We start from the raw sequence: 25924 nt of genomic DNA, 5'->3' as shown, positions 1-25924 counted from the left end.
ACCCGTCCAGCGTAACCGGGACGGGTACCCTGGAGCGGCGCGTTCGTACCGCCGGTCGCGCTGCCGGGGGCGCACCGCCCGAGTCGTCGGACCGACCCACGTCAGTCCCGAAGGGAGGACCGGATGGCACGTCGTGTCGTCGGGATGCTGCTCATGCTGCTCGGCGCGGCCTCGATCACCCTCGGGATCCTGTCCGCCACCCAGTGGCGGACCTCGGACGTCGTGACCGTGACGACCCCGCAGGCCGACGTGCCGTACGTCGTCGTCGAGCCCGGCGTGGCCGGGATCGTCAACCGCTTCGTCACCATCACCGTCACCGCGGACAGCCCGGACCAGGCGGTCGCCGTGATCTTCGGCCGCGATGTCGACGTCGACGGCTGGGTGGCCGACGCCGGGGTGCAGCACGTCACGGGCCTCGCGGACTGGGACGCGCTGACGACCGAGGAGACCGAGGGCGTGGGCGATGCGCCCGACCCGGTCGGAAGCGACATGTGGCTGCGCACCGAGCAGGGCACCGGCGAGGTGTCCTTCCAGTGGGACGTCCCGCAGGACCGCACCGTGCTCCTCGTGGCGCGCGACGGCAGCGCCGGCCCGGCGCCCACCGTGTCCTTCACCTGGGAGCGCGACGTCGAGACGCCTTACCTCGTGCCGCTCGTGGCGGCGGGGGTGGCCGCGCTCGTGATCGGGCTCGGGGTCCTCATCTGGTCGTTCGCGGCGCGCACGCCGCGCACCGACGGCGGGCCGGACGGTCCGTCTGCGGGTGGTTCGGGCGCCGAGGGCGCCGACTCGGCGAGCTCTGCCGACGCGGCACTCGTGGGCGCCGGGACCGGTGCGACGGCCGCGGCGGCGTCCGACGGAGACGGTGCAGCTTCGGGCGAGGCCCGATCGGCCCTGTCCGACCCCGGTCCCGAGACCGTCGAGACACAGATCCTCACCCGACGCCAGCTGCGTCAGCTCCGGGCCGTCGAGGCGGGGGAGAAGCCGGTCGAGGAGATCGCGGCGGGCATCGCGGCGGCGCCCGAGGTCGCCTCCGCCCCCGACGCGCCCGACGCCTACCCGAGCTGGCTGCGCCAGGGCGGCGACGGCGGCGGCGAGGCCGGCGCCACGGCGCCGAACGCTGCGGCCGAGGAAGCGGGTGGCGACTCCGACGCGTGGCGTCGACGCTGGGGCGTCGCCGCGCCGGCCGCCGGCGCCGGCTCGGCCGCGGTGGCGAGTGAGGGCGCGCCCGCGGTCGCGCACGACGGCGAGCCTGCGGTCGCGCACGACGGCGAGCCCGCGGTCGCGCACGACGGCGAGCCCGCGGACGAGAGCGACGAGCCCGCGCTCGCCGTCGAGCCCGCGCCCGACGACGAACCGGCAGCCACGAGGCCGACGGAGACGACGGAGCCGGACGAGTCCGCCGAGCCGACCGACGACCACGAGCCCACGGCCGAGACCAGCGAGAAGGGTGACGAGCGATGAGCCGCGACCCACGCCTCCTGCGCGGCGCGGCGGCGGCCGCCCTCGGGGCCGTCCTGCTCGCGGGTTGCGCGCCCGAGCCGGTGCCGACCTTCACGCCGCCCGCGGTCCCCGAGTTCGCGCCGCCGTCGGTGTCGGAGAGCCGCGCCCAGGACATCCTCGACCAGGTCGGCGACGTCATCGAGGTGGCCGACGCCTCCGCGAACGCCGACGAGCTCGCACCGCGCGTGGTGGCCCCGGCGTCCGACATCCGGCGCGCCCAGTACCAGCTGCAGAGCGCCACGGGCGGCACCGAGGTCCCGCAGAAGCTGTGGACGGACTCCGACATCACGGTCATCACCGCCACGGACTCGTGGCCGCGGGAGATCCTCGCGGTGACGAACCCGACCGAGGGCACCACGGCGCGCCTGTACCTCGGCCTGGTCCAGCAGAGCCCGCGCGACCAGTACAAGCTCGTCGCCTGGTCGCGTCTGCTGCCGGGGGTCACGACGCCCACGTTCGCGTCCGCCGACATCGGCAGCGCCCCCGTGACCGCCGACCAGACCGGCCTGCTCATGACGCCGACCGACGCCGTCGCCCACCTCGCGGACACGATCGCCAACCCGCAGGGGCAGTACGCGGGGGAGTTCCCCGCCGACCCCTACCGCACGTTCTTCGCCGACGAGATCGCGCGGCTGACCTCCGACGTCGCGGCCGCAGGCTCGGTGACGACGACGTCCACGCCGGGGTCCGTGGTGCTCGGCATCGGCACCGCCGATGGCGGGGCCCTCGTGATGGCCTCGGTGGACACGGTCGTCACCTTCCGCAAGACGGTCGAGGGCTCCACGCTGAAGCTGGGCAGCCTCTACGCAGCCCTCGGCGGCACCGAGGAGGTCACGGCCGCGGCGAACGCGACCTACTCGCAGATGGTCACCCTGTACATCCCGCCGGCGGGATCGAGCGCGCAGATGCAGCTGCTCGGCGCCGACCGCGTCCTGTCCAAGGTCGAGCGCGTCGACTGACCGCCCGCCCGTCCCGACCCCGCGCCGGCGCACGTCCGGCTCACCCTTCCGAGGAGCACCATGAGTCAGCCCCGCTTCGACCCCCGGGGTGCCGTCGACCTGTCGATGCTGCAGAAGCCGACCGCTGCCCAGGCGCAGGCGGCCGCCGCCTCCGCCAAGGCGGCCGCGGCCGCGCCGCCCGGCGTCATCGTCGACCTCACGCCGGAGAACTTCCAGCAGGTGGTCGAGGGGTCCGCCACCGTCCCGCTCATCGTCGCGATCGGGGCGAGCCGGTCCGCGACCGGCGAGAAGATGACGCCGACGCTGGAGAAGGCGGCGATCGCCTACCGGGGCCGGTTCGTCCTCGCCCGGGTCGATGCCGACGCCCAGCCGCAGATCGCCCAGGTGTTCGGCGTGCAGGGCGTGCCGTGCGCGCTCGCCGTGATCCAGGGTCAGCCGCTGCCCCTCTTCCAGGGCTCGCCGAGCCCCGAGCAGGTCGCGCAGGTGCTCGAGCAGGTGCTCGAGGCCGCCGCCCAGGCCGGCGTGACGGGGACCGTCGCGGGTGCCGACGCCGAGCCCGACGCCGAGCCCGAGCCCGAGCCCGAGGTCCCGCCGCTGCACGCCGCGGCGTACGAGGCCATCGAACGCGGCGACTGGGCCGCGGCGACCGCCGCCTACCAGCAGGCGCTCAACGAGAACCCCGGCGACCTCGACGCCAAGGCGGGGCTCGGCCAGGTCGTCCTGATGGAGCGGCTCGACGGAGTGACCGACCCGGTCGCCGACCTCCAGGCCGCCGACGCGGCCGGTCCCACGGCGGTGGAGGCGCAGCTGCTCGCGGCGGACATCGAGATGGCCGCGGGCCGGGTGAGCGCCGCGTTCGCGCGCCTCGTCGCCGTCGTGCGGGCGACGTCCGGACCCGAGCGCGAGACCGCCCGCAAGCGGCTCGTCTCGCTCTTCGAGCTCGTCGACCCCAACGCCGAGGAGCTCAAGGTCGCCCGGCGCAACCTCGCGCTCGCGCTGTTCTGAGTCGCGGCATCTGAGTCGCGCCCCCTCGCGAGGCGCCCGACGGCGAAGGCGCGGTGTGCGCGACGGCGAGCGTTCGCCGTCGCGCACCACGTGCGGGCCGCAGCGCGACCCGCACGCCTACCCCTTCGGTGTGAGCCAGACCGCGCCGAGCGCCGGCACCCGCAGCGTGGTGGACCAGGCCCGGCCGTGGTAGGGCTCGGGCCGCGCCTCGACCTCGCCGAGGTTGCCCACGCCGTAGCCGCCGTACTCCTCGGCGTCGGTGTTGAGGATCTCCCGCCACGTCCCGCCGGAGGGGAGCGCGACGCGGTAGTTCTCGTGCGTCATGCCGGAGAAGTTCTGCACGACCACCACGACGTCGTCGCCCCCGCGCGCGGCGTCCGTGCGCAGGTAGGCGAGGACGTTGTGGTCGCCGTCGTTGGCGTCGAGCCACTGGAAGCCGCCCGGCATGAAGTCGTCGGCCCACAGCGCGGGGTGCTCGCGGTAGACCGTGTTGAGCCGGCGGACGAGCTCGGCCACGCCGTGGTGGCCCGGGTCGTCCATGTGCCACCAGTCCAGCCCGCGCTCCTCGTTCCACTCCGCGCCCTGGGCGAACTCCTGCCCCATGAACAGCAGCTGCTTGCCCGGGTGGGACCACTGGTAGGACAGCAGGCCGCGCACCCCGGCGAGCTTGGTGCGGTGGTCGCCGGGCATCTTGGCCAGCAGCGACCCCTTGCCGTGAACGACCTCGTCGTGCGAGATCGGCAGCAGGAACTGCTCGGAGAACGCGTAGACGAGCGAGAACGTGAGCTCGCCGTGGTGGTAGCGGCGGTTGACCGGGTCCTCCGCGACGTACCGCAGCGTGTCGTTCATCCAGCCCATGTTCCACTTGAGGCCGAACCCGAGGCCCCCGCCGCTCGTCGGCGTCGTGACGCCCGGGAAGGACGTGGACTCCTCGGCGATCGTGATGGCGCCCGGGGCGAGCCGGTACGCGACCGCGTTGGCCTCCTGCAGCAGCGAGATCGCCTCGAGGTTCTCCCGGCCGCCGTAGACGTTCGGCTCCCACTCGCCGGCCTCGCGCGAGTAGTCCAGGTAGAGCATGGACGCGACGGCGTCGACGCGCAGACCGTCGACGTGGAACTCCTGCAGCCAGTACGCCGCGTTGGCGACGAGGAAGTTGCGCACCTCGGTCCGGCCGAAGTTGAAGACGTAGGTGCCCCAGTCCTTCTGCTCCCCCCGCCGCGGGTCGGGGTGCTCGTACAGCGCCGTGCCGTCGAACCGGGCGAGCGCCCAGGCGTCCTTGGGGAAGTGCGCGGGCACCCAGTCCATGATCACGCCGATGCCGGCCTGGTGCAGACGGTCGACGAGGTAGCGCAGGTCGTCCGGGACACCGAAGCGCGACGTCGGCGCGAAGTACGACGTCACCTGGTAGCCCCACGACCCGCCGAACGGGTGCTCGGCGAGCGGCATGAGCTCGACGTGCGTGAACCCGAGCCACGTCACGTACTCGACGAGCTGCTCGGCGGCCTCGCGGTAGGACAGGCCCTTGCGCCACGAGCCGAGGTGCACCTCGTAGACCGACATCGGCCCGGAGTGCGGGTCGGTCTCGGCGCGCCGACGCATCCAGTCGTCGTCCTGCCACTCGTAGAACGCATCCGTGATGACCGACGCGGTCGAGGGCGGAACCTCGCACGCGCGCGCCATCGGGTCGGCCTTCTCGTGCCAGGAGCCGTCCTGGTAGCGGATCTCGTACTTGTACCGGTTGCCGATCGCCGCACCCGGGATGAACAGCTCCCAGACGCCGGAGGAGCCGAGCGAGCGCATCGCGCTGGACGGGCCGTCCCAGCCGTTCACGTCGCCCACCACGCGCACCGCCGCGGCGTTGGGAGCCCACACGGCGAACGACGCGCCGTGCACGTCGCCGAGCACGGACGGGAAGGTGCGCAGGTGCGACCCGAGCACCTCCCACAGCCGCTCGTGGCGGCCCTCGCCGATGAGGTGGCGGTCGATCTCGCCGAGGGTCGGCAGGAACCGGTAGGGGTCGTCGACCACGCTCGCGTAGCCGTCGTAGACCACCTCGACCCGGTAGTCCGGCACGTGCTCGCCGGCCACCGCCGCGACCCAGATGCCGTCCACCTCGTGCGTCGCCGGCACGCGGGTCGTCCCGCCGTCGTCGCCCGCGACGAGGAACGTCACCTTGTCCGCGAGCGGTCGCCGCGTGCGCAGGGTCACCACGCCGTCGGCGGGGTGCGCGCCGAGCACGTCGTGCGGCAGGGGGTACTCCCCTCGAGCGACGGGGCCGAGGATCGCGTGGTCGACCGGGGCCGGTGCGAGGGGAGCGGGGGTGGTCATAGGTACTCCGTCCGTCGTGGTGTGCTCATCGTCGGGCACGCGCCCATTCTGCTCCTCCCGCGGGGCGAGCAGGCGCGCCAGCGCCGCCCGCGGGATGCCCAGCCAGCTCGGGCGGTTCCGCGCCTCGTACACGGCCTCGTACAGCGCCTTGTCGAGCTCGAGCGCGGGCAGCAGCGGACCGTCCGGCAGGACCCCGCCGGCCTCCCGGTAGCCGGCGAGGAACGCCTCGCGCGCGGCCTGCACCCAGGCCCGCGCGTCCACGCCCTGCTGCTCGGCGTTGCCGCCCGCGTAGTCGAGCGAGCGCAGCATGCCGGCGACGTCGCGCAGCGCGAGGTCGGGCTTGGTCCGCTCGGCGAGCGGGCGCAGGGGCTCGCCCTCGAAGTCGATGACGGCCCAGCCGCGGTCGGTGCGCAGCACCTGCCCCAGGTGGTAGTCGCCGTGGATGCGCTGGAGCGGCGGCCAGTCCGCGCTCGTCTCCAGCGTGGCGAGCACGCCGGCCACGGCGCCGCTCCAGCGGTCCAGGTCGCTCACCTCGGCGAGGGCGACCTCCGCGCGGGCGCGGACCTCCGCGACGAGCCGCGCACGGTCCTGCGGCGTGCTGGGGGCGGTGCCGAGCGAGGCGGCGAGCGCGGTGTGCACGGCCGCGGTGGCCGCGCCGAGCTCGCGCGCACGGTCGGCGAAGTCCTCCACGGCCAGCGCCGCTCGCGAGGCCACCCGCCACGCGTCCTCCACGCCGGGCAGGAACTCCTGGGCGAAGGCCAGGTGGCCGCTCACCTCGGCCCCGTCGGGCGTGGTCCACACGCCGCGCACCGAGCCGAACACGAGGGGCACGTGCGGCGAGCCCGCGGCGGACAGCGCCCCGGCGAGCACGACGTCGGGGTTCTCGCCCGCGGCCAGCACGCGGAAGACCTTGACCATGACGGGCGCCGCAGCGGTGCCGTCGGCCGTCGCGAGCGAGCAGATGAGCGAGGTGTTGGACTGCTCGCCCGCGAGGACCTGGTGGCCCGTGACGTGCAGGTGCGCGGCGTGCCCCAGCGTGCTGCCGACGACCCGCGGCTCGGGGGTGTCGCTCGGCGTGCGCGCCTGGGCCTGCGCGTTGCCCGTGAACAGGTCGAGGAACGTCGCGGCGAACACCGGGTCGTAGCACGCGTCGTACACCCAGCGGCGCCCCAGCACGCTGTGCTCGAGCGTCCCCACGAGCGCCTGCTCGCCCCCGGCCAGCGGCGCGCCGCGGTAGGTGAGCGGCACCTGGTAGGTCACCGGCGCGGCGCCCGAGGAGTCGGTGACGAGAAGGACCTCGATCCCGACGTCGCCCGCCGGGTCGTCGAGCCGGAAGCCGCCGGCGCTCGAGAGCACCGGGAGCTCACCCGCCCCACCCTTGCCCGTGTACCAGCGCTGGTGCGGCAGCCACGGGGCGAGCAGCTCGAGCTTGCCCGGGACGAGGGTCGCGCCGGTGTGGATCTTAGCCACGTCGCACCTCCAGCCAGAAGAAGTCCCGCGAGCCGAACGTGAGCATCACGGCCCCGCCGCCGCTGGCGTGCGGCACGACCGGGGGGAACTCCGTCCCGCCGAACACGTCCCGCAGGTGGGCGCGGGCCACGTCCGGCAGGCGCACCGTCGCCGTGCGCGGGGTGTTGGCGACGTTCGCGACGCAGAGGACGGTCTCGCCGTCGCGTCCGGGCATCCGGCGCAGGAAGGCGAGCACGGCGTCGTTGTCGCTCGGCAGCGGCACGTACTCCCCGGAGCCGAACGCCGGGTGGCGCCGCCGCACGGCCAGCAGACCGCGCACCCAGTGCAGCAGCGAGGTGCCCTGGGCCTGCTGGGACTCGACGTTCACCGCCTGGTGGTTGTAGACGAGCGACTGGATGACCGGCAGGTAGAGCTTGCCCGGGTCGGCCGTGGAGAACCCGGCGTTGCGGTCCGGCGTCCACTGCATGGGCGTGCGCACCGCGTCCCGGTCGGGCAGCCAGATGTTGTCGCCCATCCCGATCTCGTCGCCGTAGTACAGGCACGGGCTGCCCGGCAGTGACAGCAGCAGCGAGTGCGCGAGCTCGATCTCCGCGCGCGAGTTGCCCAGCAGCGGGGCGAGCCGGCGCCGGATGCCGACGTTGGCGCGCATCCGCGGGTCCTCGGCGTACCAGCCGTACATCGCGGCGCGCTCGTTCGTGGAGACCATCTCGAGCGTGAGCTCGTCGTGGTTGCGCAGGAACGTGCCCCACTGCGCGCCGGCGGGGATGTCGGGCGTCTCGTGGAGGATCTCCACGATGTTGGTGGCCCGCTGGTCCCGCAGCGCGTAGTACAGGCGCGGCATCACCGGGAAGTGGAAGCACATGTGGCACTCGGGCCGCTCGGCCGTGCCGTAGTAGGCCACCACGTCCTGCGGCCACTGGTTCGCCTCCGCCAGGAGGATCGTGCCCGGTGCCTCGGCGTCGACCATCGCCCGCAGGTCCGCGAGGAACTCGTGCGTGCGCGGCCGGTTCTCGCAGTCGGTGCCCTCGTCCTCGAACAGGTAGGGCACGGCGTCCAGCCGGAAGCCGTCCACGCCCGTGCGCAGCCAGAAGCGCACGACGTCGAACATCGCCTCCCGGACGTCGGGGTTGTCGAAGTTGAGGTCGGGCTGGTGGGAGAAGAACCGGTGCCAGAAGTACTGCCCGCGCACCGGGTCGTACGTCCAGTTGGACGTCTCGGTGTCGATGAAGATGATCCGGGCGTCCTGGTAGCCGGTGGCGTCGTCGCGCCACACGTAGTAGTCCCCGAACGGCCCGTCCGGGTCGCTGCGCGAGGCCTGGAACCACGGGTGCGCGTCGGAGGTGTGGTTCATCACGAGGTCGATGACCACGCGCATGCCGCGCGCGTGCACCTCGTGCACGAGCCGCTCGAAGTCCTCGATCGTGCCGTACTGCTGCGCGACCGAGGTGTAGTCGGCGACGTCGTAGCCGCCGTCGCGCAGGGGCGAGGGGAAGAACGGCGGCAGCCACAGGCAGTCCACGCCGAGCCACTGCAGGTAGTCCAGGCGCCGGATCAGGCCGGGGATGTCCCCGGTACCGGAGCCGGTGGAGTCGTCGAACGCGCGCAGCAGCACCTCGTAGAACACCGCGGTGCGGTACCACTCCGGGTCGGCCGTGCGCGCGTCCGCCTGCTCCACCTCGCCCGGGTGGGTCGCCCCCGGGGAGGCCGGGTTCGCCGTCGCGCCCGGGTCCGACGGCGAGCCCGGCCTCGCAGCGGACGCGGCGGAGTCGCCGGGCTGGGGACGCGTGAACGCGGTCGGCGGCGTCACTCGCCCACCGCCAGGACGTGGGCGACGGCGAACCGCGGGTCCAGCCGGACGTAGTTCTCCGTGCCCCACTCCCAGCGGGCCCCGGTGATCTCGTCGCGCACCGTGAACCGGGTCCCCCCGTTGGGGTGGGGCAGGCCGAGCGCGCCGAGGTCGAGGTGCACCACGCCCTCGCGGGTGGTGAACGGGTCGAGCGTGACGACCACGACGACGGTGTCGGCGCGGCCGGTCGGGCTGTGCTCGGCCGCGAGGTGGCGCGAGAACACGACCGTCGCGGGGTCGGAGGACGAGTGCACCGTGAGGTTGCGCAGCTGCTGCAGCGCGGGGTGCCGGCGTCGCACGTCGTTGAGGATGCCCAGCAGGCGCGCGATGCCGAGGTCGTCCGCGCGCGACCAGTCGCGGGAGACGTACTGGAACTTCTCGTTGTCGATCTGCTCCTCCACGCCGGGGCGCGGGACGTTCTCCACGAGCTCGTAGCCGGAGTAGATGCCGTACGTCGGCGCGCCGAGCGCGGCCAGGACGGCGCGGATCGCGAAGGCGGCGACCCCGCCCTGCTGCATGTACGGCGTGAGGATGTCGTGCGTGGTGGGCCAGAAGCTCGGCCGCAGCACGGCGCCGGAGTCGCCGGAGACCTCGGCCAGGTACTCCTCGATCTCGGGCTTGGTGGTGCGCCACGTGAAGTACGTGTAGCTCTGGTGGAACCCGATCGCCGCCAGCGTGCGCATCATCGCGGGGCGCGTGAACGCCTCGGACAGGAACAGCACCTCGGGGTGGGCGTCGTGGATCTCCCCGAGCAGGCGCTCCCAGAAGTCCAGCGGCTTGGTGTGCGGGTTGTCCACCCGGAACGCGGTGACCCCGTGCTCGATCCAGAGCTCGAGCATGTCGCGGATCGCCGCGTAGATGCCCTCGGGGTCGTTGTCGAAGTTGAGCGGGTAGATGTCCTGGTACTTCTTCGGCGGGTTCTCCGCGTACGCGATGGTCCCGTCGGCGCGCGTGGTGAACCACTCGGGGTGCTCGGTGACCCACGGGTGGTCGGGGGAGGCCTGCAGCGCGATGTCGATCGCGACCTCGAGGTCCAGCTCGCGCGCCCGGGCGACGAACGCGTCGAAGTCGTCGAAGGTGCCCAGGTCCGGGTGGATCGCGTCGTGGCCGCCCTCGGCCGAGCCGATCCCGTAGGGGGACCCGGGCTCGCCCGGCTGGGCGACGAGCGTGTTGTTGCTCCCCTTGCGGTTCGTCGTGCCGATGGGGTGGATCGGCGTGAGGTAGACGACGTCGAACCCCATCTCGGCGACCCGGGCCAACCCGTCCGCGGCGGTGCGCAGGGTGCCCGAGCGCCACGCGCCGGTCTCGGGGTCCTGCCACGCGCCGGTCGAGCGGGGGAACAGCTCGTACCAGGAGCCGAACAGCGCGCGCGTGCGGTGCACCCGCAGCGGGTAGTCGGCACTCGGCGAGACGGCGTCGCGCAGGGGGTGACGGTCCAGCACACGGGTCACCGCGCTCGACCGGCCCGCGCCGAGGCGGTGCAGCGGCGGCCGGTCGGTGTCGCGCAGCGCCGCCGCGGCGTCGCGCAGGACCTGCGCGTCGGCGGCGGGTGCGCCGTCGGTGATCGCCGCCGCGGCCCGGTCGAGTACGAGGGCACCCTCGGCGAGCATGAGCTCGACGTCGATCCCGGCCGGCACCTTGATGTCGGCGTCGTGCGCCCACGTGCCGTACGGGTCCGACCACCCCTCGACCCGGAAGGTCCAGTCGCCCGTGGCGTCCGGCACCACGACGCCGCGGTAGTCGTCCAGGCCCCTGTTCACGCACGTCATGCGCTCGCGGCTGTGCACCGTGCCGTCGGGGCGGACGAGGACGACCGAGGCGGCGACGGCGTCGTGTCCCTCGCGGAACACGGTGGCGCGCAGCGGGACGACCTCGCCGACCACCGCCTTGGTGGGCCATCGCCCGTTCTCGACCGTCGGACCCACGTCGATCACGGGGATCCGACCGATCGGGGTGTGCGGCGTGGGGCGAGGGGCTGGCGTCGACGTCACACCACCGAACCTAGTGGGGTTCGTCACCGCACCGGGAGAGGACGCACGTCACGACACGGAAACAGACCTCGGGCAGACTGCGCGTGGCCGTCCGCCCGGGCGGCCACGTCCGGCACCCTCGGGTGACGGCGCGCGCCCGGCGCCGCCGCCGCTCGCGCGGTGCGGCGCGACAGGAGGCGGCGATGGGCACCAAGCGGGTCGGCATCCTCACGGCGGGCGGGGACAGTCCCGCGCTCAACGCCACCATCCGCGGGTTCGGCAAGACCGCGATCGGCGAGTACGGCATGGAGCTCGTCGGGTTCCGCGACGGCGTGACGGGACTCGTGGAGGACCGGTACGAGCCGCTGGACGGCCGAGCGCTGTCCGGCATCCTCACGGTCGGCGGCACCATCCTGGGGACCTCGCGGGACAAGGTGCACAAGTTCCCCACCCCCGACGGCCCGGTCGACATGGTGCCGACCGTGGTGGAGAACTACGAGCGGGCCGGCCTGGACGCGCTCATCATGCTCGGCGGCGGCGGCACCGCGAAGAACGCCATGCGTCTGGCGAACGCCGGCCTGCGCGTCATCCACCTGCCGAAGACGATCGACAACGACATCGCGCTCACCGACACGACGTTCGGCTTCGCGACGGCGCTCGAGATCGCGACCGAGGCGATCGACCGCGTGCACTCGACGGCGCACAGCCACCACCGCATCATCCTCACCGAGATCATGGGGCACCGCGCGGGCTGGCTCACGCTCGGCGCCGGCATCGCGGGAGGGGCGGACATCATCCTCATCCCGGAGATCCCGTACACCGTGGAGTCGGTCGCGCAGACCATTCGCGCCCGCACCGCACGGGGCTCGACGTTCTCCGTCGTCGCGGTGGCCGAGGGCGCGCGCGACGTCGCCGACACCGCCGACTACCAGGCCGCGCAGCTGCTCGTGAAGAACGCTCGGACCCCGGAGGCCCAGCGTGCGGCGCGCGCGCACCTGCGCCACGTCGAGGACTCCCAGCGCGAGCACACGTTCACCCTCGCGCGCGAGCTCGAGGCGGCCACCGGGCTCGAGGCGCGCGTGACGATCCTGGGCTACGTGCAGCGCGGTGGCTCGCCGTCGGCGGCGGACCGGATCCTGGCCACGCGGCTCGGCGCGGCCGCCGCGGACCTCGTGGCCGCGGGGGAGTCGGGGTACATGGTGGCCGCGCGCGGCGAGGGCACCGAGCCGGTCCCGCTCGCCGACGTGGCCGGCAAGGTCAAGCTCGTCCCGCTGGAGCACGACTGGGTCACGGCCGCGCGCAAGGTGGGCACGGGGCTCGGGGACTGACGCGCCAGCACCGCGCGGGGCGTCGTCGCCCCGTGCCGGTGAGCGAACGGGCCGCCCCGAGTGCGGTCGGGGCAGCTCCTCAGGCGGTGGCGTCCGAGCGCGCCGCGCTCGCTGCCGTCGCCGTCGTCGCCGCGCTCGTCGCCGTCGCGCTCGTCGTCGCCGCGCTCGTCGTCGCCGCGCTCGTCGCCGTCGCGCTCGTCGTCGTCGGGCCCCCGACCAGGCCGAGGTAGTGCGCCCGCACCCGGACCACGCGGCGCAGCTGCGCGGCGATGTCGTCGACGAGCTCGGTCCGGTACACGGCGTCGACCTGGACGTTGATCGCGTAGTAGAGCCCGTTGAAGGTCGCCAGGGCGAGCGACACCCGCACGAGCGTCTGGTCCAGGACGAGGTCGGTGCCCAGGAAGGTCACGGGCAGCGACCACGAGCCGCCGGAGACGCCCCACACCTCGCGCAGCTCGGGGGTGATGGCCAGCAGGCCGACGACGGCGAAGAACACCCCGGTCGCGATGCTCACCACGAGCACCTGGAGCAGCTGGGTGGCGGCGACCATCGCGACGAGGTTGCGCCGCTGGGGCACGCTGAACGCCGTGGCCTCGGGGGCGACCTCGCCGCGCGCCTCCTCGAGCACGGCGTCCGCCTCGCGCCGCGCGCCGACCCCGGTGAGCACCACGACGAGCAGCACGAAGAAAGCCGCGAGGGCGACGTCGGCCTGTCCGGAGATGGTGTCGAACACCTGCCACAGCTCGGTGGTGAAGAACAGCACGATCGAGAAGACGAGCACGAGCGGCAGCAGCCGCACGAGCCGCCGCAGCGACGTGCCGAGCTGTCCGGCCAGGCGTGCCGTGCCCCAGCCCAGCGTCTGCAGCAGGCCGAACCCGACGAGGACCCGCAGCGCGAGCAGGATCGCGAGGTTGGCCCCCACCAGGACGAGGGCGGAGCGCCACGACCCGCCCAGCAGCCCGGCGACCAGACCGGGGACGAGCACGAAGAACGTGAGCTCGGGCGCCCGCACGGACTGCGGCAGGCTCGTGGCGCGGCGCCCGCGCAGCACGTTGAGCAGCGCGTAGCTCCCGCTCAGCAGCGCGAGGCCGCCGAGCACGGCGAGGGCGTTCTGCCACGGCGACCACCGGCTGCTGATCGACGCCGCCACCTCGAGCACGCCGACGACGAGCAGGAACGGCGCCGAGCGGCCGAAGACGTCGCGGCCGAGGGAGTGCTCCTCCACCAGCAGCGGCAGGCCCTGGCGCCGGAAGAAGCGTTCGCACTGCCGACGCGTCAGGGCCGGCTCGCCGTCGGGCAGCGTCATCGTGAGAGGTAGAACCGGATGCTCAGGGGCTCGACCGGGACCACCTCGCCGGCGTCGGGGTGCAGCGCCCCGGCCACGGCGGCGTCGCGCAGCTCGGCGGGCGTCTCCCACACGGAGTCCCAGACGAGGTCCCAGCCGCGGCCGCGGGCGGGAGCGAGCGTGACGTCGACCTCGTTGAGCGCCCCGTTGAGCACGAGCAGGAAGTCCCGGGCGCCGGCGATCTCGTGGGCGATGGCGGCGCGCGGGTCGATCGCGGCGCCTCCCGCCCGGCGCATCTGGAGCACGCGGCGGTAGGGGTTGTGCCAGGCGTGCCCCTCCATGGGGGCGCCGTCCTCGGCGAACCAGGCCAGATCGATGAACGGGTCGTTGGAGCGGGGGCGTCCGTAGGCGAACCGGGTGGGCCGCAGCGCCGGGTTGGCGCGACGCAGCTCGAGCAGGTAGCGGCTCGTCGCCAGGAGCTCCTCGCGCCAGGTGTTGAGGTCCCAGCTCACCCACGAGATCTCGGAGTCCTGGCAGTAGGCGTTGTTGTTGCCCTGCTGCGTCCGGCCGAACTCGTCGCCCGCGGTGATCATCGGCGTGCCCGCGGCCGCGATCATCGTGGCGAGCAGGTTGCGGATCGAGCGACGGCGGATCGGCAGCAGGTCCGAGCCGGGGGCGCCCGCCTCGATCCGGCCCTCGACACCGTGGTTCCACGAGAGGTTGTTGTCGCTGCCGTCGCGGTTGCTCTCGCCGTTGGCCTCGTTGTGCTTGTGGTCGTACGCGACGAGGTCGGCCAGCGTGAACCCGTCGTGCGCCGTCACGTAGTTGACGCTCGCCGTCGGGCCGCGGTCGAAGTGGTGGAACATGTCGGCCGACCCGGACAGCCGGGTCGCGAGGTCGCGCAGGTCGTGCGGCGCCCCCTGGTCGCCGTGCGCGAGCGCGCGGGCGTCGGCGAGCCAGAACCGGCGCGCCGCGTCGCGGAAGCGGTCGTTCCACTCGTGCAGCGGCGGCGGGAACTGGCCCGTGCGCCATCCCGACGGGCCCACGTCCCACGGCTCGGCGATGAGCTTGACGTCCCCGACGACTTGGTCGGTCGCCATCGCGACGAGGAAGGGGTGGTCGGGGGTGAACTCTCCGGCGCGCCGGGCGAGCGTCACCGCGAGGTCGAACCGGAACCCGTCCACGCCGATCTCGCCGACCCAGTGGCGCAGCGAGTCCAGCGTCAGCTTGACGACCTGCTGGCGGCGGAAGTCCAGGGAGTTCCCGGTCCCGGTGACGTCGGCGTACCGGGCGGGCGTGCCGCCGTCGTGCAGGTAGTAGCCGGTGTTGTCCAGGCCCCGCAGGCTCAGCAGGGGCCCATCGACGCCGCCCTCGGCCGTGTGGTTGTAGACGACGTCGAGGATCACCTCGATGCCTGCGTCGTGCAGCGCGTCCACCATCGCCTTGACCTCGGCCTCGACGGCGCCCGGCCCGGCGGCCCGGGACGCCGCCGTCGCGTAGCGCGGCTCGGGCGCGAAGAACCCGAGCGTGGAGTAGCCCCAGTAGTTCTGCCGACCCTGTGCGGCGATCGCGTGCTCGGTGAACGAGGCATGGATCGGCAGCAGCTCGAGCGTCGTCACGCCGAGCCGGACGAGGTGCTCGATCACGGCCGGGTGCGCAAGCCCGGCGTAGGTGCCGCGCAGCTGCTGCGGGATGTCGTACCGCTGCAGCGTGAGGCCGCGCACGTGCGCCTCGTACACGACGGTGTGGGCCCAGGGGGTGCGCGGGCGCCGGTCGAGGCGGGCCTGCGTGGTCTCGGCGTCCTCGTGGTCCAGCACGACGCCGTGCGCCACGTAGGGCGCGGAGTCGCGGGTGTCCATGGTGGCGACGCCGTGGTGGGTGGCGCGCACGTCCTGCACGCGGTGCCCGAAGACCTCCGGGACGAGCTCGACCTCGCCGTCGATGCCGCGCGCATACGGGTCGAGCAGGAGCTTGTGCGGGTTGTGGAACGCACCGGCCGCGGGGTTCCAGTCCCCGTGCACCCGGAACCCGTACCGCTGGCCGGGGCGCACGTCGGGCACGTGCGCGTGCCAGAGGCCGTGCCGGGCGCGCAGCAGGCCGATCCGCTCCTCGCGCAGCGCCTCGCGCGGACCGTGCAGCAGCACGAGGTCGACGGCGCGGACCTGACCGACCGACACCACGACGTCGATGCCGTCGCCCACCGGGTGCGCGCCCAGGCGTGCGAGCGAGCGCGCGGGCGCGGAGGCCAGCGGCGCCGGGTCGAGGATCCGGGCGCCGGACAGCTCGACGAGCGGGTCGACCAGGCGGTCAGGACCCTCGGGCTCGTCGGGCAGGGAGGCGTGCGGGAGCGCTGTCATGGCAGGGCACATCCTCGCACTCGCGGCTGTGGGCGGCGAGAACGTTCACCTCGCGCGTCGCGGGCGCGACCGACCCGAGGACGGAACGCCCGAGCACCACGGCGCGCCTGGCAGGCTAGGGGGATGCGTGTCGTCGTTCTCGTCAAGCAGGTGCCCGACATCGTCTCCGACCGCCGGCTCGGCGACGACCACCGCCTCGTGCGCACCGAGCGCGACGCGGTGCTCAACGAGATCGACGAGGGTGCCCTGGAGACCGCCCTGCGCGCGGGTGACGCCCTGGGGGCGACGGTGGTCGCGGTGACCATGGGTCCGCCGTCGGCGGCCGGCGTCGTGCGCAAGGCGCTGCAGGTCGGTGCGAGCCTCGGCGTGCACGTGCTGGACGACGCGCTCGCGGGGAGCGACGCCGTCGGGACCGCGCGCGTCCTGGCCGCGGCCGTCCGCCTGCTGGCGCAGGAGGAGGGCGACGGCGACGGTGGCGTCGGGCTGGTCGTCGCCGGCATGGCCGCCCTGGACGGCCTGTCCAGCGTGGTCCCCGCGCTCGTCGCCGCCGAGCTCGGCTGGCCGGTCGCGTCGTTCGCGGACTCGGTCGAGATCACGCCGGGCGACGAGAGCCAGGGCGCCGCGGTGACGGTCTCGCGCGATACCGACGCGGGGGAGGAGACGCTGCGCGCGACGCTGCCGGCCGTCGTCTCGGTGACCGACACGATCGCCTCGCTGCGGGTGCCGAGCTTCCAGACGATGCTCGCGGCGCGCAAGGCGACGCTGCGGGTGCTCACGGCCGCGGACCTCGGACTCGAGCCCGGCGAGCGTGGCGGCGTCGGCGCCGCCGGTGCGCGCGCCGTCGTGACGCAGGCCGCACCCCGGCCGCCGCGGCCGGCACCGGAGGTGGTGACGCGCGACGGCGCGGCCGCCCTGGTCGACTTCCTCGCGGCGCGCGGGCTGCTTGAGGTGGGCGCGTGAGCGCCGTCGTCGCCGCCGCGCACGGCGAGGTGCCCGGCGACCTCGCGCGGCTGGCCGCCCGGCTCGGCGACGTGCACACCGTGACCCCGGACGGGACGTCCGCCCAGGCCGCCACCGCGATCGTGACGCTCGCGCGCGAGGTGGGCGCCGACGTCGTGCTGCTGCCCGTCTCGCGCTGGGCGAGCGAGGTCGGGGCGCTCGTGGCGCACGCGCTTCGCGCCGGGATCGTGGCCGACGCGCACACGGCGCGCCGCACCCCGGACGGGGTGAGCGCGGACAAGCGGGAGCTGGGCGGGACCTGGGACGTCACGTGCGACGTGCGCGGTGCCGCGGTGGTGCTCGCGGCCCCGGTGGCCGACGACGGCGAGGTGCCCGACGTCGTCGCGCACGAGGTGGCCGTCCCGGACGCCGCCGCGGTGGGGCGCGACGTGGAGGTCCTCGCGCGCACCGAGCACGAGCGCGACGGCGTGGCGCTCGCGGACGCGGCGGCGGTGGTGGCCGGCGGTCGCGGCCTCGCCGGCGACCTCGAGCCGGTCCGCGCCCTCGCGGACGCGCTCGGCGCGGCGGTCGGCGCGACCCGCGACATCGTCGAGGAGGACTGGATCGGGCACGAGGCCATGGTCGGCCAGACCGGCACGATGATCGCGCCGCGGCTCTACATCGGGGCCGGCATCTCGGGCGCGCCGCACCACATGCTCGGCATGCGTGCCGCCGAGGTCATCGTGGCCGTCAACACCGACCCCGACGCCCCTCTCATGCAGACCGCGGACCTCGCGATCGTGGGCGACGCGGGCGAGATCCTCACGCGGGCGGCCGAGCTCGTCCGCGCGCGGCGCGGCTGACCCGGCGGACCGCGTGACCCGGCGGCGGCCCACGTGGCCCGAGCTGCCCGACGGCGTGCGTCGCCTCGTCGAGGCGCGCCTGGGCCGGCCCGTGGTCGCCTGGGCGAGCCACGACTCGGGCTACTCGCCCGGACCGGCGCTCACGCTCACCGCGGCCGACGGCGAGCGGCTGTTCGTCAAGGCCGCGGACGGCGCGGTCAACCCCGACGCGCTGCGGTTCCACCGCCGCGAGGCGGTCATCGCCGGCTCGCTGCCCGCGGCGGTCCCGACGCCGCGGCTGCGCTGGGTCGAGGAGGCGGTGCTCCCGGGGGAGGACGGTCAGGGTGACGTGCCGTGGGTCGTGCTGGCGTTCGACGTCGTGGACGGCCGCCACCCCCGGGTGCCCTGGGTGCGCGCCGACGTCGACGCCGTCGCGCGCGTGTTCACGCGCCTCGCGGGCGTGACCGCGCCGGCCGGGCTGCCCGCCCTCGCCGACCGCACGGGCTTCGACGGGTGGCGCGAGCTCGCGGGCGGGACCCGCGACGCGGCCGGCCTGGCGACCTACGACCCGTGGGTGACCGCGAACCTCGAGCGGCTGGCCGTGCTCGAGGCGGGCTGGCCCGCGGCGGTCGCGGGCGAGACGCTCCTGCACCACGACGTCCGGGGCGACAACGTGCTCCTCACCCGCGACGGCGAGGCGGTTCTCGTGGACTGGCCGCACGCCGCGCGCGGCGCCGCGTTCTGCGACCTGCTCGGCTGGCTCCCGGCACTGCGCCTGGAGGGCGGACCCGCGCCCGAGGACGTGCTCGCCGACCACCCGCTCGCGCGCGCCGCGGACCCCGACGCCGTGACCGCGTTCGGCGTGGCGCTCGCGGGCTACTTCGTGGCCTCCTCGCTCGAGCCGCCCCCGCCCGGGATCCCGCACCTGCGGGCGTTCCAGCGCGCGCAGGGGCAGGTGTGCGTCGCGTGGCTCGCCGGACGGCTGCGATGAGCACGCGCTCGACGCGACCCGGACGGTGTGGGAGCGTGGCCCGATGACCTCCGCAACCGGCGAGCAGCCCCCGCGGTGGAGCGGTCAGAGCCGCCTCTACCGGATGGCGCGGCGCTTCTTCGGACCCGCGCAGCTCTCGCGGCACGACCTGGCCACGCCCGTGACCGACGTCGAGCGCGACCGTGAGCGCCGGCTGCAGTCCACGCTCGAGCGCGTGGAGCGCCCCGACGGCAGCTCCTACGTGGTGCGGCGCGAGGTGACGAACGACGCGGACACCGGCCCGACCGGCTCGACCGGCCCGTGAGCGTCTACCTCGACCACGCCGCGACCACGACGGTCCGTCCGGCCGCGCTGGCCGCCCTCGCCCGCGCTGCCGAGCGGGTGGGCAACCCGAGCTCGTTGCACGGTGCCGGCCGCGCGGCCCGCAGCACCCTCGAGGACGCCCGCGAGCGGATCGCCGCGGCCCTGGGGGCCCAGCCCGCCGAGGTCGTTCTCACCTCCGGTGGGTGCGAGGCGGACACGCTCGCGGTGGTCGGGGGGTACCTCGCCGCGCGCGCCGCGGACCCGGCTCGACGGCGGGTGGTCACCTCCGCCGTCGAGCACGCCGCGGTGCGGGGCGCGGGCCGCGCGGTGGCCGAGGTGCACGGCGGCACGCACGTCGTCGCGCCGGTCGGGCCCGACGGCGTGCTCGACGTCGCCGCGCTCGAGGCGGAGCTCGCGGCGCACGCGCGGGAGACCGCCGTCGTGAGCGTGATGGTGGCGAACAACGAGACGGGCGCGATCCAGCCGGTCGAGGCGGTCGTCGCCGCGGTCCGCCGGGAAGCGGGGAACGCCGTGCTCGTGCACGCCGACGCCGTGCAGGCCGTGGGTCACGTGCCGGTCGACTTCGGGGCGAGCGACCTGGACGCCCTCAGCCTCTCGGGGCACAAGCTCGGCGCTCCCGCGGGGATCGGCGCGCTCCTGGTCCAGCGCACCACGCCGCTCGCACCGGTGATCCACGGGTCGGGGCAGGAGCGCGGGGTGCGGTCCGGCACGGTCCCGGTGGCGCTCGCGGCCGCGCTCGCCGTCGCGATCGAGGAGGCGGTGGCCGAGCTCGAGACCGAGGCCGCGCGGCTCGCGGGCCTGCGGGACGAGCTCGAGCGCGGCGTGCGCGCGAGCGTGCCGGACGTGCGCGTCAACGCCGCCGACGCGCGGCTGCCCGGCTTCCTGCACCTCACCCTCCCGGGCGCCGACGTGGACGCGCTGCTGTTCGCGCTGGACTCCTGGGGTGTGCAGGCGTCCGCGGGGGCGGCGTGCCACGCGGGGGTGACCCAGCCGAGCGAGGTGATGCTCGCCGTCGGCGACGACGAGTGGCTAGCGCGCAGCGTGCTGCGCCTCACCCTGGGCTGGACCTCGACCGCCACCGACGTGGAGCGGGCGCTCGCGGTGCTGCCGCGCGCGGTGGAGCGGGCCCGCGCGGCGGGTGCGGTGGCCGCGCGGCACGCGGCCGGCTGAGGCGCCCTCGTCGGGCGGCTACTCCTCGCCCGCCTGCTCCTCGCCGGCCTCCTGGGCCGGCTCGTGGTGGCGCGAGAGCGCGGGCGTCCAGCCCTCGCGCCGCTGCGCGACGCCGCGGGCCGCGGTGGCGAGCACGTCCGCGGCCGACCACGTGGGCACGACGCCGAGCAGGTCGCGAGCACGCGTCGTGTCGAGCACGGGCTGGCCGGCGAGCGTGTCCAGCCACTCGGGTCGGGCGCGCACGAGGTGCGCCCACCAGGCGGCGCGGTGCGTCGTCCGGGCGAGCGAGCGGGAGACCTCCACGAGGCGTGCGGCGCCGATCGCCTCGGCGACCTGCTCGCCGTCGAGCACCTCGGGGGAGGCGACGTTGAACGCGCCCGGGACCCGGCGCTCGACCGCGGAGACGAGCGCTGCCGCGACGTCGTCCGCGTGCGCGACCTGGAGCCCGAGCCCCTCGGGCCAGAGCAGCAGCGGCACCTTCTCGCCCAGCCCGACGCGCGGCAGGAACAGGCCCGCGTGCCGGCGCACGAGCTCGGCGCCGGCGGCCTCCTGCAGCGTGATCGCCGGCCGCAACCGCGTGACGACCACGCGCGGGTGGCGGTTGGAGAACTCGTCGACGAGTCGCTCGAGACCGACCTTGTCCAGGGACAGGGGCGAGTCGGCGATCCCGGTCGTCGGCCAGGTCTCGTCCCGCGGCTCGTCGCCGAACGAGGCGGCGTAGACGCTCGCGCACGAGGCCACGACGAGGTGTCGCGCGCGGGTCGCGGCGCGCAGCACGGAGCGGGTGATCGCCACGTTCGCGGCCGTGGCCGCGGTCGCCGAGCGCTCCGCCGACCACGCGAGGTGCACGACGGCGTCCGCCCCGATGGCGATGTCGGCGAGCGCGCGGGCGCCGGAGGAGTCGGGGCCGGCGACGTCGAGCCAGTGGTGCCGGACCCGGGCGACGCCCCCGAGGTCGGGCAGGCGCCCGGGACCGCGCCGCGAGACGGCGTCGACGCTGGTCACCGTCTGGCGCTGGGCGATCGCCCGCAGCAGCGCTGTCCCGATGTTGCCCGTGGCACCTACGACGACGATCCGCATGGTCCAAGCCTGGCAGATCCCGGGGGCGGGTCAGGCGTAGCGCAGCCGCAGGTCGGCGGCCGTCACCTCGTCGCCGATCCGCAGGGGGGCGACGGCGCCCTCCTCGCGCAGCGCGAGCAGCTCGGTGACCACGCGTTCGCGGACCGTCCAGGGGTCGATCGTGTTGACGTAGATCTTGGTGCCGCCCTCGAAGCCTGCGGGCACGTGGACGCGCCACTTGATCACCGCGCGCCAGGGCATCGGCGCCGCCAGCTCGGGCGGGCGGTGGTGCCACTCCTCGTTCGTGGGCACGGCCGGCCCGGTCGCGGCGTGCACGGCGTGCAGCAGGTCGGAGAACCCGCGCATCTCCTGCGGGGTGTGCTCCCACGGCAGCTGGCGGTCGGAGGTGGAGTAGACCTCCACGCCCGGGTAGCGGTGCCCGACCCCGGCGAGGGCGACGGCGTGGTCGTTCGCGGCGATCACGAGGCGGTCCCCGCGCGCGAGGTCGACGACCGCGCGCTGGTACAGCAGCGGGTCCTCGCGCAGCATGCCCGCCTCGCGCTGGAGCTGCGGGCCGTTGGCGTCGATCGCGACGAGCTGCTTGTGCAGGTGCTCGAACGAGGCGCCGGCCTCGCGCAGCCAGTTCTGGAACACGGCCACGTACCGCGCCGCGGGCTGGCGCGCGTAGAGGTCGGCGAGCGTGTCGACCGTGAACGCGATGAAGTCGGCGTGCTCGGCCGGCGTAAGCGTGCCCGCCGATGCGAGCCGGTCGGTGTGCGTCGCGCCGTCGACGACGTGCCGGCGCGCCACCACGACGTCGTGGGAGCCGGCGAGGAGGTCGACCGTCGCCTCCAGCAGCGCTGCGGCGTCCCCGGCGGCGGGGGCGACCACGCCCGCGCTCGTCGCGCGGTGGTGCAGGAGGTCGCGGACGTGGGCCTCGCCCTCGGGCTCGGCCAGGTAGGCCGTGGCCCAGGCGACGGTGTCCGCGCTCGGGATGAAGCCGTGGTTGACCCGCCAGGAGGTGGTCGAGACGATCTCGAAGAGGTTGGCGAACCGGCGCACCTGCGCGACGTCGTCGAACAGGTGCGAGGCGAGGCGGCGCCGGTCGATCCGGGCGCCGTCGGGGGTGCGGACGAGTCGGGACTTCTCGGGCGTGGTCTCGAGGTAGCGGTCGGAGCAGAACGCGCACAGTCGGCTCGCGGCGCCCGGCTCGAGAGCCTCGTGCGGCACCTGGGCCCGGTCCAGCGGGCGGTGCGAACGCCCCGGCACCGACCAGACCTGTGTCCCCGTCAGGGGTCCCACCTGCATCACCGTGCCGTCCGCGAGCCGGACCAGGGGATGCGCCATGCGTCCAGGATTCCAGCGGAACCTGAGAGTTCGCGCCACGCGGCGGGGGTCCGCGGTCACAACATCGCAACGATTCACGGTTGCCCTCGTCACGAGCGAGCGGGTGCCGTTACCGAACCGTGACCGAACCTGCCGGAGGCGGCTGCCAGACCGCGACGCGCGCAGGCACGCGGTCACGCGGGCCGGGGGGCGGGCGTCCGGCCGCGACGCGCGGAGGCACCCGGGAGTCGGTTTCGACGATGTCGGAGCCGCCGGGTAGCGTCCGAGCGTGCCTCAGACATCCCCCGAACCGGTCATCCGCGCGCGCGGCCTGACGAAGACGTACGGCGCGTTCACGGCGGTCGACGCGATCGACTTCGACGTCGCGCCCGGTGAGTCCTTCGGCCTGCTGGGGCCGAACGGCGCGGGCAAGTCGACCACGATGCGCATGATCAGCGCCGTGTCGCGGCGCACCGCGGGGGAGCTCTCGGTGCTGGGTCTGGACCCGGAGACGCACGGGCCGGAGATCCGCTCGCAGCTCGGCGTGGTGCCGCAGGAGGACAACCTCGACACCGAGCTCACGGCGCGCGACAACCTCGTGCTCTACGGCCGCTACTTCGGGCTGTCGCGCGCGGTCTGCCGCGAGCGCGCCGAGGAGCTGCTCGCGTTCGCGCAGCTGCAGGACAAGGCCGGCGCCAAGGCGGACGACCTCTCGGGCGGGATGAAGCGACGCCTCACGATCGCGCGCGGGCTCATGAACACGCCGCAGATCTTCATGCTCGACGAGCCGACCACCGGCCTGGACCCGCAGGCCCGCCACGTGCTGTGGGACCGCCTGTTCCGGCTCAAGGAGCAGGGCACCACGCTCGTGATCACGACCCACTACATGGACGAGGCCGAGCAGCTGTGCGACCGGCTGATCGTCGTGGACAAGGGCTCGATCATGGCCGAGGGCTCGCCGGCGGAGCTCATCCGGCGCTACTCCTCCCGTGAGGTGCTCGAGGTCCGGTTCGGGTCGGACCGCAACGCGGCCGCCGCCGAGGAGGTCGCCGCGATCGGCCGGCTCGCCGAGCGGGTCGAGGTGCTGCCGGACCGCCTGCTCGTCTACACGCCCGACGGCGAGGGCGCGCTCGAGCGCGTCGTCGAGCGCGGGCTGCGGCCCACCACGTCGCTGGTGCGCCGCTCGAGCCTCGAGGACGTGTTCCTGCGACTGACGGGGAGGTCGCTCGTTGACTGACGACATCAGGCCGGGAGCAGGCTCGGCGACGGGAGCCCCGACGACCGGCTCGACCACCGGCTCCCCGACGACGGGCGCCCCGACGACGGGCGGCTCGCCCACGGGCGGCTCGACCACCGACCTCGACGGCGCCGCGTACGTCGAGCGCGCGAGGATCGACACCACGCGCGCCTCGGACGGCACGCGGCTGCGCGTCAACGCGCTCGGTGTCGACGAGCCCCTGGCCACCCGCACCGCCGCCGCCCTCGCCGGGGGCGTCGTCCCGCGGCGTCGCGGCTGGTGGTACGTCACCGAGTCGTTCGTCGTCCAGATGCGCCGCTACGGCGGCACGCTGCTGGTCGGCGCGATCGGCTCGCCGCTGCTGTACCTGCTCGGTCTCGGGCTCGGCCTCGCGGCGGTCATCGACGCCACGGTGGCCGACGGCGCGAACGGCCCGGTCGACTACGTGACGTTCGTGGCCCCCGCGCTCCTCGTCACGGCGGGCGTGAGCGTCACGCAGGAGGAGTTCACCTACACCGTGATGGGGGGCTTCAGGTGGCACAAGACGTTCTTCGCGATCAACGCCTCCCCGGTCTCCCCGCGCCAGCTGCTGGGCGGCATGGTGCTCGCGGTGACCTTCCGGATCCTGCTCGTCACAGGGGTGTACTACCTGGCCATCGTGCTCTTCGGGGCGGTGGACCGGCCCCTGCTCGGGGCACTCACGGTGCTCACCGGTGCGCTCGCGGCGCTCGCGTTCGGGCTGCCGCTGCTCGCGTACTCCGCCTCGCTCACCGAGGACAAGGGCCAGTTCGCGCTCGTCCAGCGGTTCATCTTCATGCCGCTGTTCCTCTTCTCCGGCACGTTCTACCCGCTGACCACCCTGCCGGTGTACCTGCAGTGGATCGGCTGGATCTCGCCCGTGTGGCACGGGGCCGAGCTGGGGCGTGTGCTGTCCTACGGCGCGCCGACGCCGGGCAGGCTCGTCGTCGTGCACGTCGGTGTGCTGGTGGCGCTCGCCGTCGTGGGCGGCACGATCGCCGGACGCACGTTCACGAGGAGGCTGCGGTGAGCGGGGGAGCGGACGTGACGCAGGTGAGGGTCGGGGAGAGCGCGGCTCCGCCGTCGCGCACCGGCTGGCGCGCGGTGCGCGCGCTGTACTCGGGCAACGCCCGCATCGTGGTGATCCGCGGGCTGCTGGCGACCAGGACCAGCAACTGGGTCGTCGTGGTGTCGGGCTTCTTCGAGCCCGTGTTCTTCCTTCTCGCGATGGGCGTGGGGCTCGGCACCTACATCGGTGACGTCGAGCTGCCGGGCGGTGAGCAGGTCTCGTACGCGGCGTTCATCGCGCCCGCGCTGCTCGCGGTGTCCGCCATGAACGGGGCGGTCTACGACTCGACGTGGAACGTGTTCTTCAAGTTGCGGTTCGCGAAGCTCTACCAGACGATGCTGACCACGCGGCTCGGACCGCTGGACGTCGCGCTCGGCGAGATCTGCTACGCGCTGCTGCGCGGGGTGGCGTACGCGGCCGGCTTCCTCGTCGTGATGCAGCTCATGGGGCTCAACGGGTCGTGGACGGCGCTCGCGGCGCTGCCCGCCGTCGTGCTCATCGCGTTCGCGTTCGCGAGCGTCGGGATGGCGGTGACGAGCTACATGAAGACCTTCCAGCAGATGGACTGGATCAACTTCGTCATGCTCCCGATGTTCCTGTTCTCGGCCACGTTCTACCCGATCACGGTGTACCCCGAGGCGATCCAGTGGCTCATCAAGGTGCTGCCGCTGTGGCACGCCGTGGAGCTCGTGCGCGGCCTGACGCTGGGCGTCGCGGACACGATGACCCTGGTGCACGTCGGCTACTTCCTCGTCATGATCGGGCTCGGGCTCGTCTTCGCGACCTCCCGGCTGCGGGCCCTGTTCCAGGACTGAGGGGCAGTGGTGGGGCGGGTTCGTAGAATCGACCCCGTTCCGGAGGTCGCGGTGACGTGCCGAGCGTGCCCGACGCTCCCTCCCCG

At 74.3% G+C, this 25924-nt stretch carries 19 protein-coding genes; 12 read left to right on the top strand and 7 right to left on the bottom strand.

Going from position 1 to position 25924, the window contains the following annotated elements; translation table 11 throughout:
- Positions 1–123 precede the first annotated feature (123 nt).
- From AC3AQ1_RS03840 to AC3AQ1_RS03830, 3 genes are read left to right on the top strand one after another with little or no spacing between them, the layout of a single operon-like run.
- Positions 124–1461 (top strand): hypothetical protein, encoded by a 1338-nt coding sequence (locus AC3AQ1_RS03840; protein ID WP_108717885.1) that lies wholly within the window; start codon positions 124–126, stop codon positions 1459–1461.
- On the top strand, positions 1458–2459 hold the full coding sequence (locus AC3AQ1_RS03835; RefSeq protein ID WP_108717884.1) for a DUF8094 domain-containing protein: 1002 nt from the start codon (positions 1458–1460) through the stop codon (positions 2457–2459). Before AC3AQ1_RS03840 ends, AC3AQ1_RS03835 begins: the two co-directional genes overlap by 4 nt.
- A gap of 60 nt (positions 2460–2519) precedes the next feature.
- Positions 2520–3464, top strand: a complete 945-nt coding sequence (locus AC3AQ1_RS03830; RefSeq protein ID WP_108717883.1) for a tetratricopeptide repeat protein — start codon at positions 2520–2522, stop codon at positions 3462–3464.
- A 117-nt stretch (positions 3465–3581) separates the two neighbouring features.
- Here the strand turns inward: AC3AQ1_RS03830 and glgB are convergent, their stop codons facing one another.
- From glgB to AC3AQ1_RS03815, 3 genes are all read right to left on the bottom strand, one after another.
- The gene (gene glgB, locus AC3AQ1_RS03825; protein WP_234417745.1) at positions 3582–7262 is read right to left on the bottom strand and encodes a 1,4-alpha-glucan branching protein GlgB; all 3681 of its coding nucleotides are present in this window, start codon (positions 7260–7262) and stop codon (positions 3582–3584) included.
- Entirely contained in the window at positions 7255–8937 is a 1683-nt protein-coding gene (gene treS / locus AC3AQ1_RS03820) for a maltose alpha-D-glucosyltransferase (RefSeq protein WP_108719960.1), read from the bottom strand. Before treS ends, glgB begins: the two co-directional genes overlap by 8 nt.
- A gap of 128 nt (positions 8938–9065) precedes the next feature.
- Positions 9066–11099, bottom strand: a complete 2034-nt coding sequence (locus AC3AQ1_RS03815; protein ID WP_180359667.1) for an alpha-1,4-glucan--maltose-1-phosphate maltosyltransferase — start codon at positions 11097–11099, stop codon at positions 9066–9068.
- Between the two features lie 182 nt (positions 11100–11281).
- Here AC3AQ1_RS03815 and AC3AQ1_RS03810 point away from each other — a divergent pair, with 182 nt between their 5' ends.
- On the top strand, positions 11282–12406 hold the full coding sequence (locus AC3AQ1_RS03810) for a 6-phosphofructokinase (RefSeq protein ID WP_108717881.1): 1125 nt from the start codon (positions 11282–11284) through the stop codon (positions 12404–12406).
- Between the two features lie 79 nt (positions 12407–12485).
- On the opposite strand, the gene AC3AQ1_RS03805 is transcribed toward AC3AQ1_RS03810, so the two are convergent.
- Together AC3AQ1_RS03805 and glgX are read right to left on the bottom strand one after the other, a co-directional pair.
- A complete protein-coding gene (locus AC3AQ1_RS03805) occupies positions 12486–13712 on the bottom strand; it encodes a hypothetical protein (protein ID WP_108717880.1) in 1227 nt (408 codons plus the stop codon).
- Positions 13709–16048 (bottom strand): glycogen debranching protein GlgX, encoded by a 2340-nt coding sequence (gene glgX, locus AC3AQ1_RS03800; RefSeq protein WP_108717879.1) that lies wholly within the window; start codon positions 16046–16048, stop codon positions 13709–13711. Before glgX ends, AC3AQ1_RS03805 begins: the two co-directional genes overlap by 4 nt.
- Positions 16049–16171: 123 nt before the next feature.
- Between glgX and AC3AQ1_RS03795 the strand changes: the two genes are divergently transcribed.
- From AC3AQ1_RS03795 to AC3AQ1_RS03775, 5 genes are read left to right on the top strand one after another with little or no spacing between them, the layout of a single operon-like run.
- Positions 16172–17008 carry an electron transfer flavoprotein subunit beta/FixA family protein gene (locus AC3AQ1_RS03795; protein ID WP_108717878.1) on the top strand — a complete coding sequence of 279 codons (837 nt, stop codon included), beginning with the start codon at positions 16172–16174 and terminating at the stop codon, positions 17006–17008.
- A complete protein-coding gene (locus AC3AQ1_RS03790) occupies positions 17005–17850 on the top strand; it encodes an electron transfer flavoprotein subunit alpha/FixB family protein (protein WP_108717877.1) in 846 nt (281 codons plus the stop codon). Before AC3AQ1_RS03795 ends, AC3AQ1_RS03790 begins: the two co-directional genes overlap by 4 nt.
- A gap of 13 nt (positions 17851–17863) precedes the next feature.
- Positions 17864–18820 carry an aminoglycoside phosphotransferase family protein gene (locus AC3AQ1_RS03785; RefSeq protein ID WP_108717876.1) on the top strand — a complete coding sequence of 319 codons (957 nt, stop codon included), beginning with the start codon at positions 17864–17866 and terminating at the stop codon, positions 18818–18820.
- A gap of 43 nt (positions 18821–18863) precedes the next feature.
- Complete coding sequence (locus AC3AQ1_RS03780) at positions 18864–19124, top strand: hypothetical protein (RefSeq protein ID WP_108717875.1); 261 nt, start codon at positions 18864–18866, stop codon at positions 19122–19124.
- The gene (locus AC3AQ1_RS03775) at positions 19121–20314 is read left to right on the top strand and encodes a cysteine desulfurase family protein (protein ID WP_108717874.1); all 1194 of its coding nucleotides are present in this window, start codon (positions 19121–19123) and stop codon (positions 20312–20314) included. The genes AC3AQ1_RS03780 and AC3AQ1_RS03775 overlap by 4 nt, the downstream gene beginning before the upstream one ends.
- Positions 20315–20332: 18 nt before the next feature.
- On the opposite strand, the gene AC3AQ1_RS03770 is transcribed toward AC3AQ1_RS03775, so the two are convergent.
- Complete coding sequence (locus AC3AQ1_RS03770; protein ID WP_108717873.1) at positions 20333–21394, bottom strand: NAD-dependent epimerase/dehydratase family protein; 1062 nt, start codon at positions 21392–21394, stop codon at positions 20333–20335.
- Between the two features lie 30 nt (positions 21395–21424).
- Positions 21425–22720 (bottom strand): DUF4921 family protein, encoded by a 1296-nt coding sequence (locus AC3AQ1_RS03765; RefSeq protein WP_108717872.1) that lies wholly within the window; start codon positions 22718–22720, stop codon positions 21425–21427.
- Positions 22721–22988: 268 nt separating this feature from the next.
- Between AC3AQ1_RS03765 and AC3AQ1_RS03760 the strand changes: the two genes are divergently transcribed.
- From AC3AQ1_RS03760 to AC3AQ1_RS03750, 3 genes are read left to right on the top strand one after another with little or no spacing between them, the layout of a single operon-like run.
- Complete coding sequence (locus tag AC3AQ1_RS03760; protein WP_108717871.1) at positions 22989–23936, top strand: ABC transporter ATP-binding protein; 948 nt, start codon at positions 22989–22991, stop codon at positions 23934–23936.
- A complete protein-coding gene (locus AC3AQ1_RS03755) occupies positions 23929–24984 on the top strand; it encodes an ABC transporter permease (RefSeq protein ID WP_234417744.1) in 1056 nt (351 codons plus the stop codon). Before AC3AQ1_RS03760 ends, AC3AQ1_RS03755 begins: the two co-directional genes overlap by 8 nt.
- Before the next feature lie 23 nt (positions 24985–25007).
- Positions 25008–25838, top strand: coding sequence for an ABC transporter permease (locus tag AC3AQ1_RS03750; RefSeq protein WP_108719958.1), 831 nt, complete (start codon positions 25008–25010; stop codon positions 25836–25838).
- The last annotated feature ends 86 nt before the right edge of the window (positions 25839–25924 follow it).

Source organism: Miniimonas sp. S16, from assembly GCF_057748195.1.
The sequence above is the reverse complement of the archived record's forward strand: the minus strand, read 5'-3'. Positions and strand labels throughout refer to the sequence as shown.

Excerpts from the sequence above, each read along its gene's own strand:
- AC3AQ1_RS03840 (WP_108717885.1), top strand. The coding sequence starts at position 124 with ATGGCACGTCGTGTCGTCGGGATGCTGCTCATGCTGCTCGGCGCGGCC.
- AC3AQ1_RS03835 (WP_108717884.1), top strand. The coding sequence starts at position 1,458 with ATGAGCCGCGACCCACGCCTCCTGCGCGGCGCGGCGGCGGCCGCCCTC.
- AC3AQ1_RS03830 (WP_108717883.1), top strand. The coding sequence starts at position 2,520 with ATGAGTCAGCCCCGCTTCGACCCCCGGGGTGCCGTCGACCTGTCGATG.
- AC3AQ1_RS03810 (WP_108717881.1), top strand. The coding sequence starts at position 11,282 with ATGGGCACCAAGCGGGTCGGCATCCTCACGGCGGGCGGGGACAGTCCC.
- AC3AQ1_RS03805 (WP_108717880.1), bottom strand. The coding sequence starts at position 13,712 with ATGACGCTGCCCGACGGCGAGCCGGCCCTGACGCGTCGGCAGTGCGAA.
- glgX (WP_108717879.1), bottom strand. The coding sequence starts at position 16,048 with ATGACAGCGCTCCCGCACGCCTCCCTGCCCGACGAGCCCGAGGGTCCT.
- AC3AQ1_RS03795 (WP_108717878.1), top strand. The coding sequence starts at position 16,172 with ATGCGTGTCGTCGTTCTCGTCAAGCAGGTGCCCGACATCGTCTCCGAC.
- AC3AQ1_RS03780 (WP_108717875.1), top strand. The coding sequence starts at position 18,864 with ATGACCTCCGCAACCGGCGAGCAGCCCCCGCGGTGGAGCGGTCAGAGC.
- AC3AQ1_RS03770 (WP_108717873.1), bottom strand. The coding sequence starts at position 21,394 with ATGCGGATCGTCGTCGTAGGTGCCACGGGCAACATCGGGACAGCGCTG.
- AC3AQ1_RS03765 (WP_108717872.1), bottom strand. The coding sequence starts at position 22,720 with ATGGCGCATCCCCTGGTCCGGCTCGCGGACGGCACGGTGATGCAGGTG.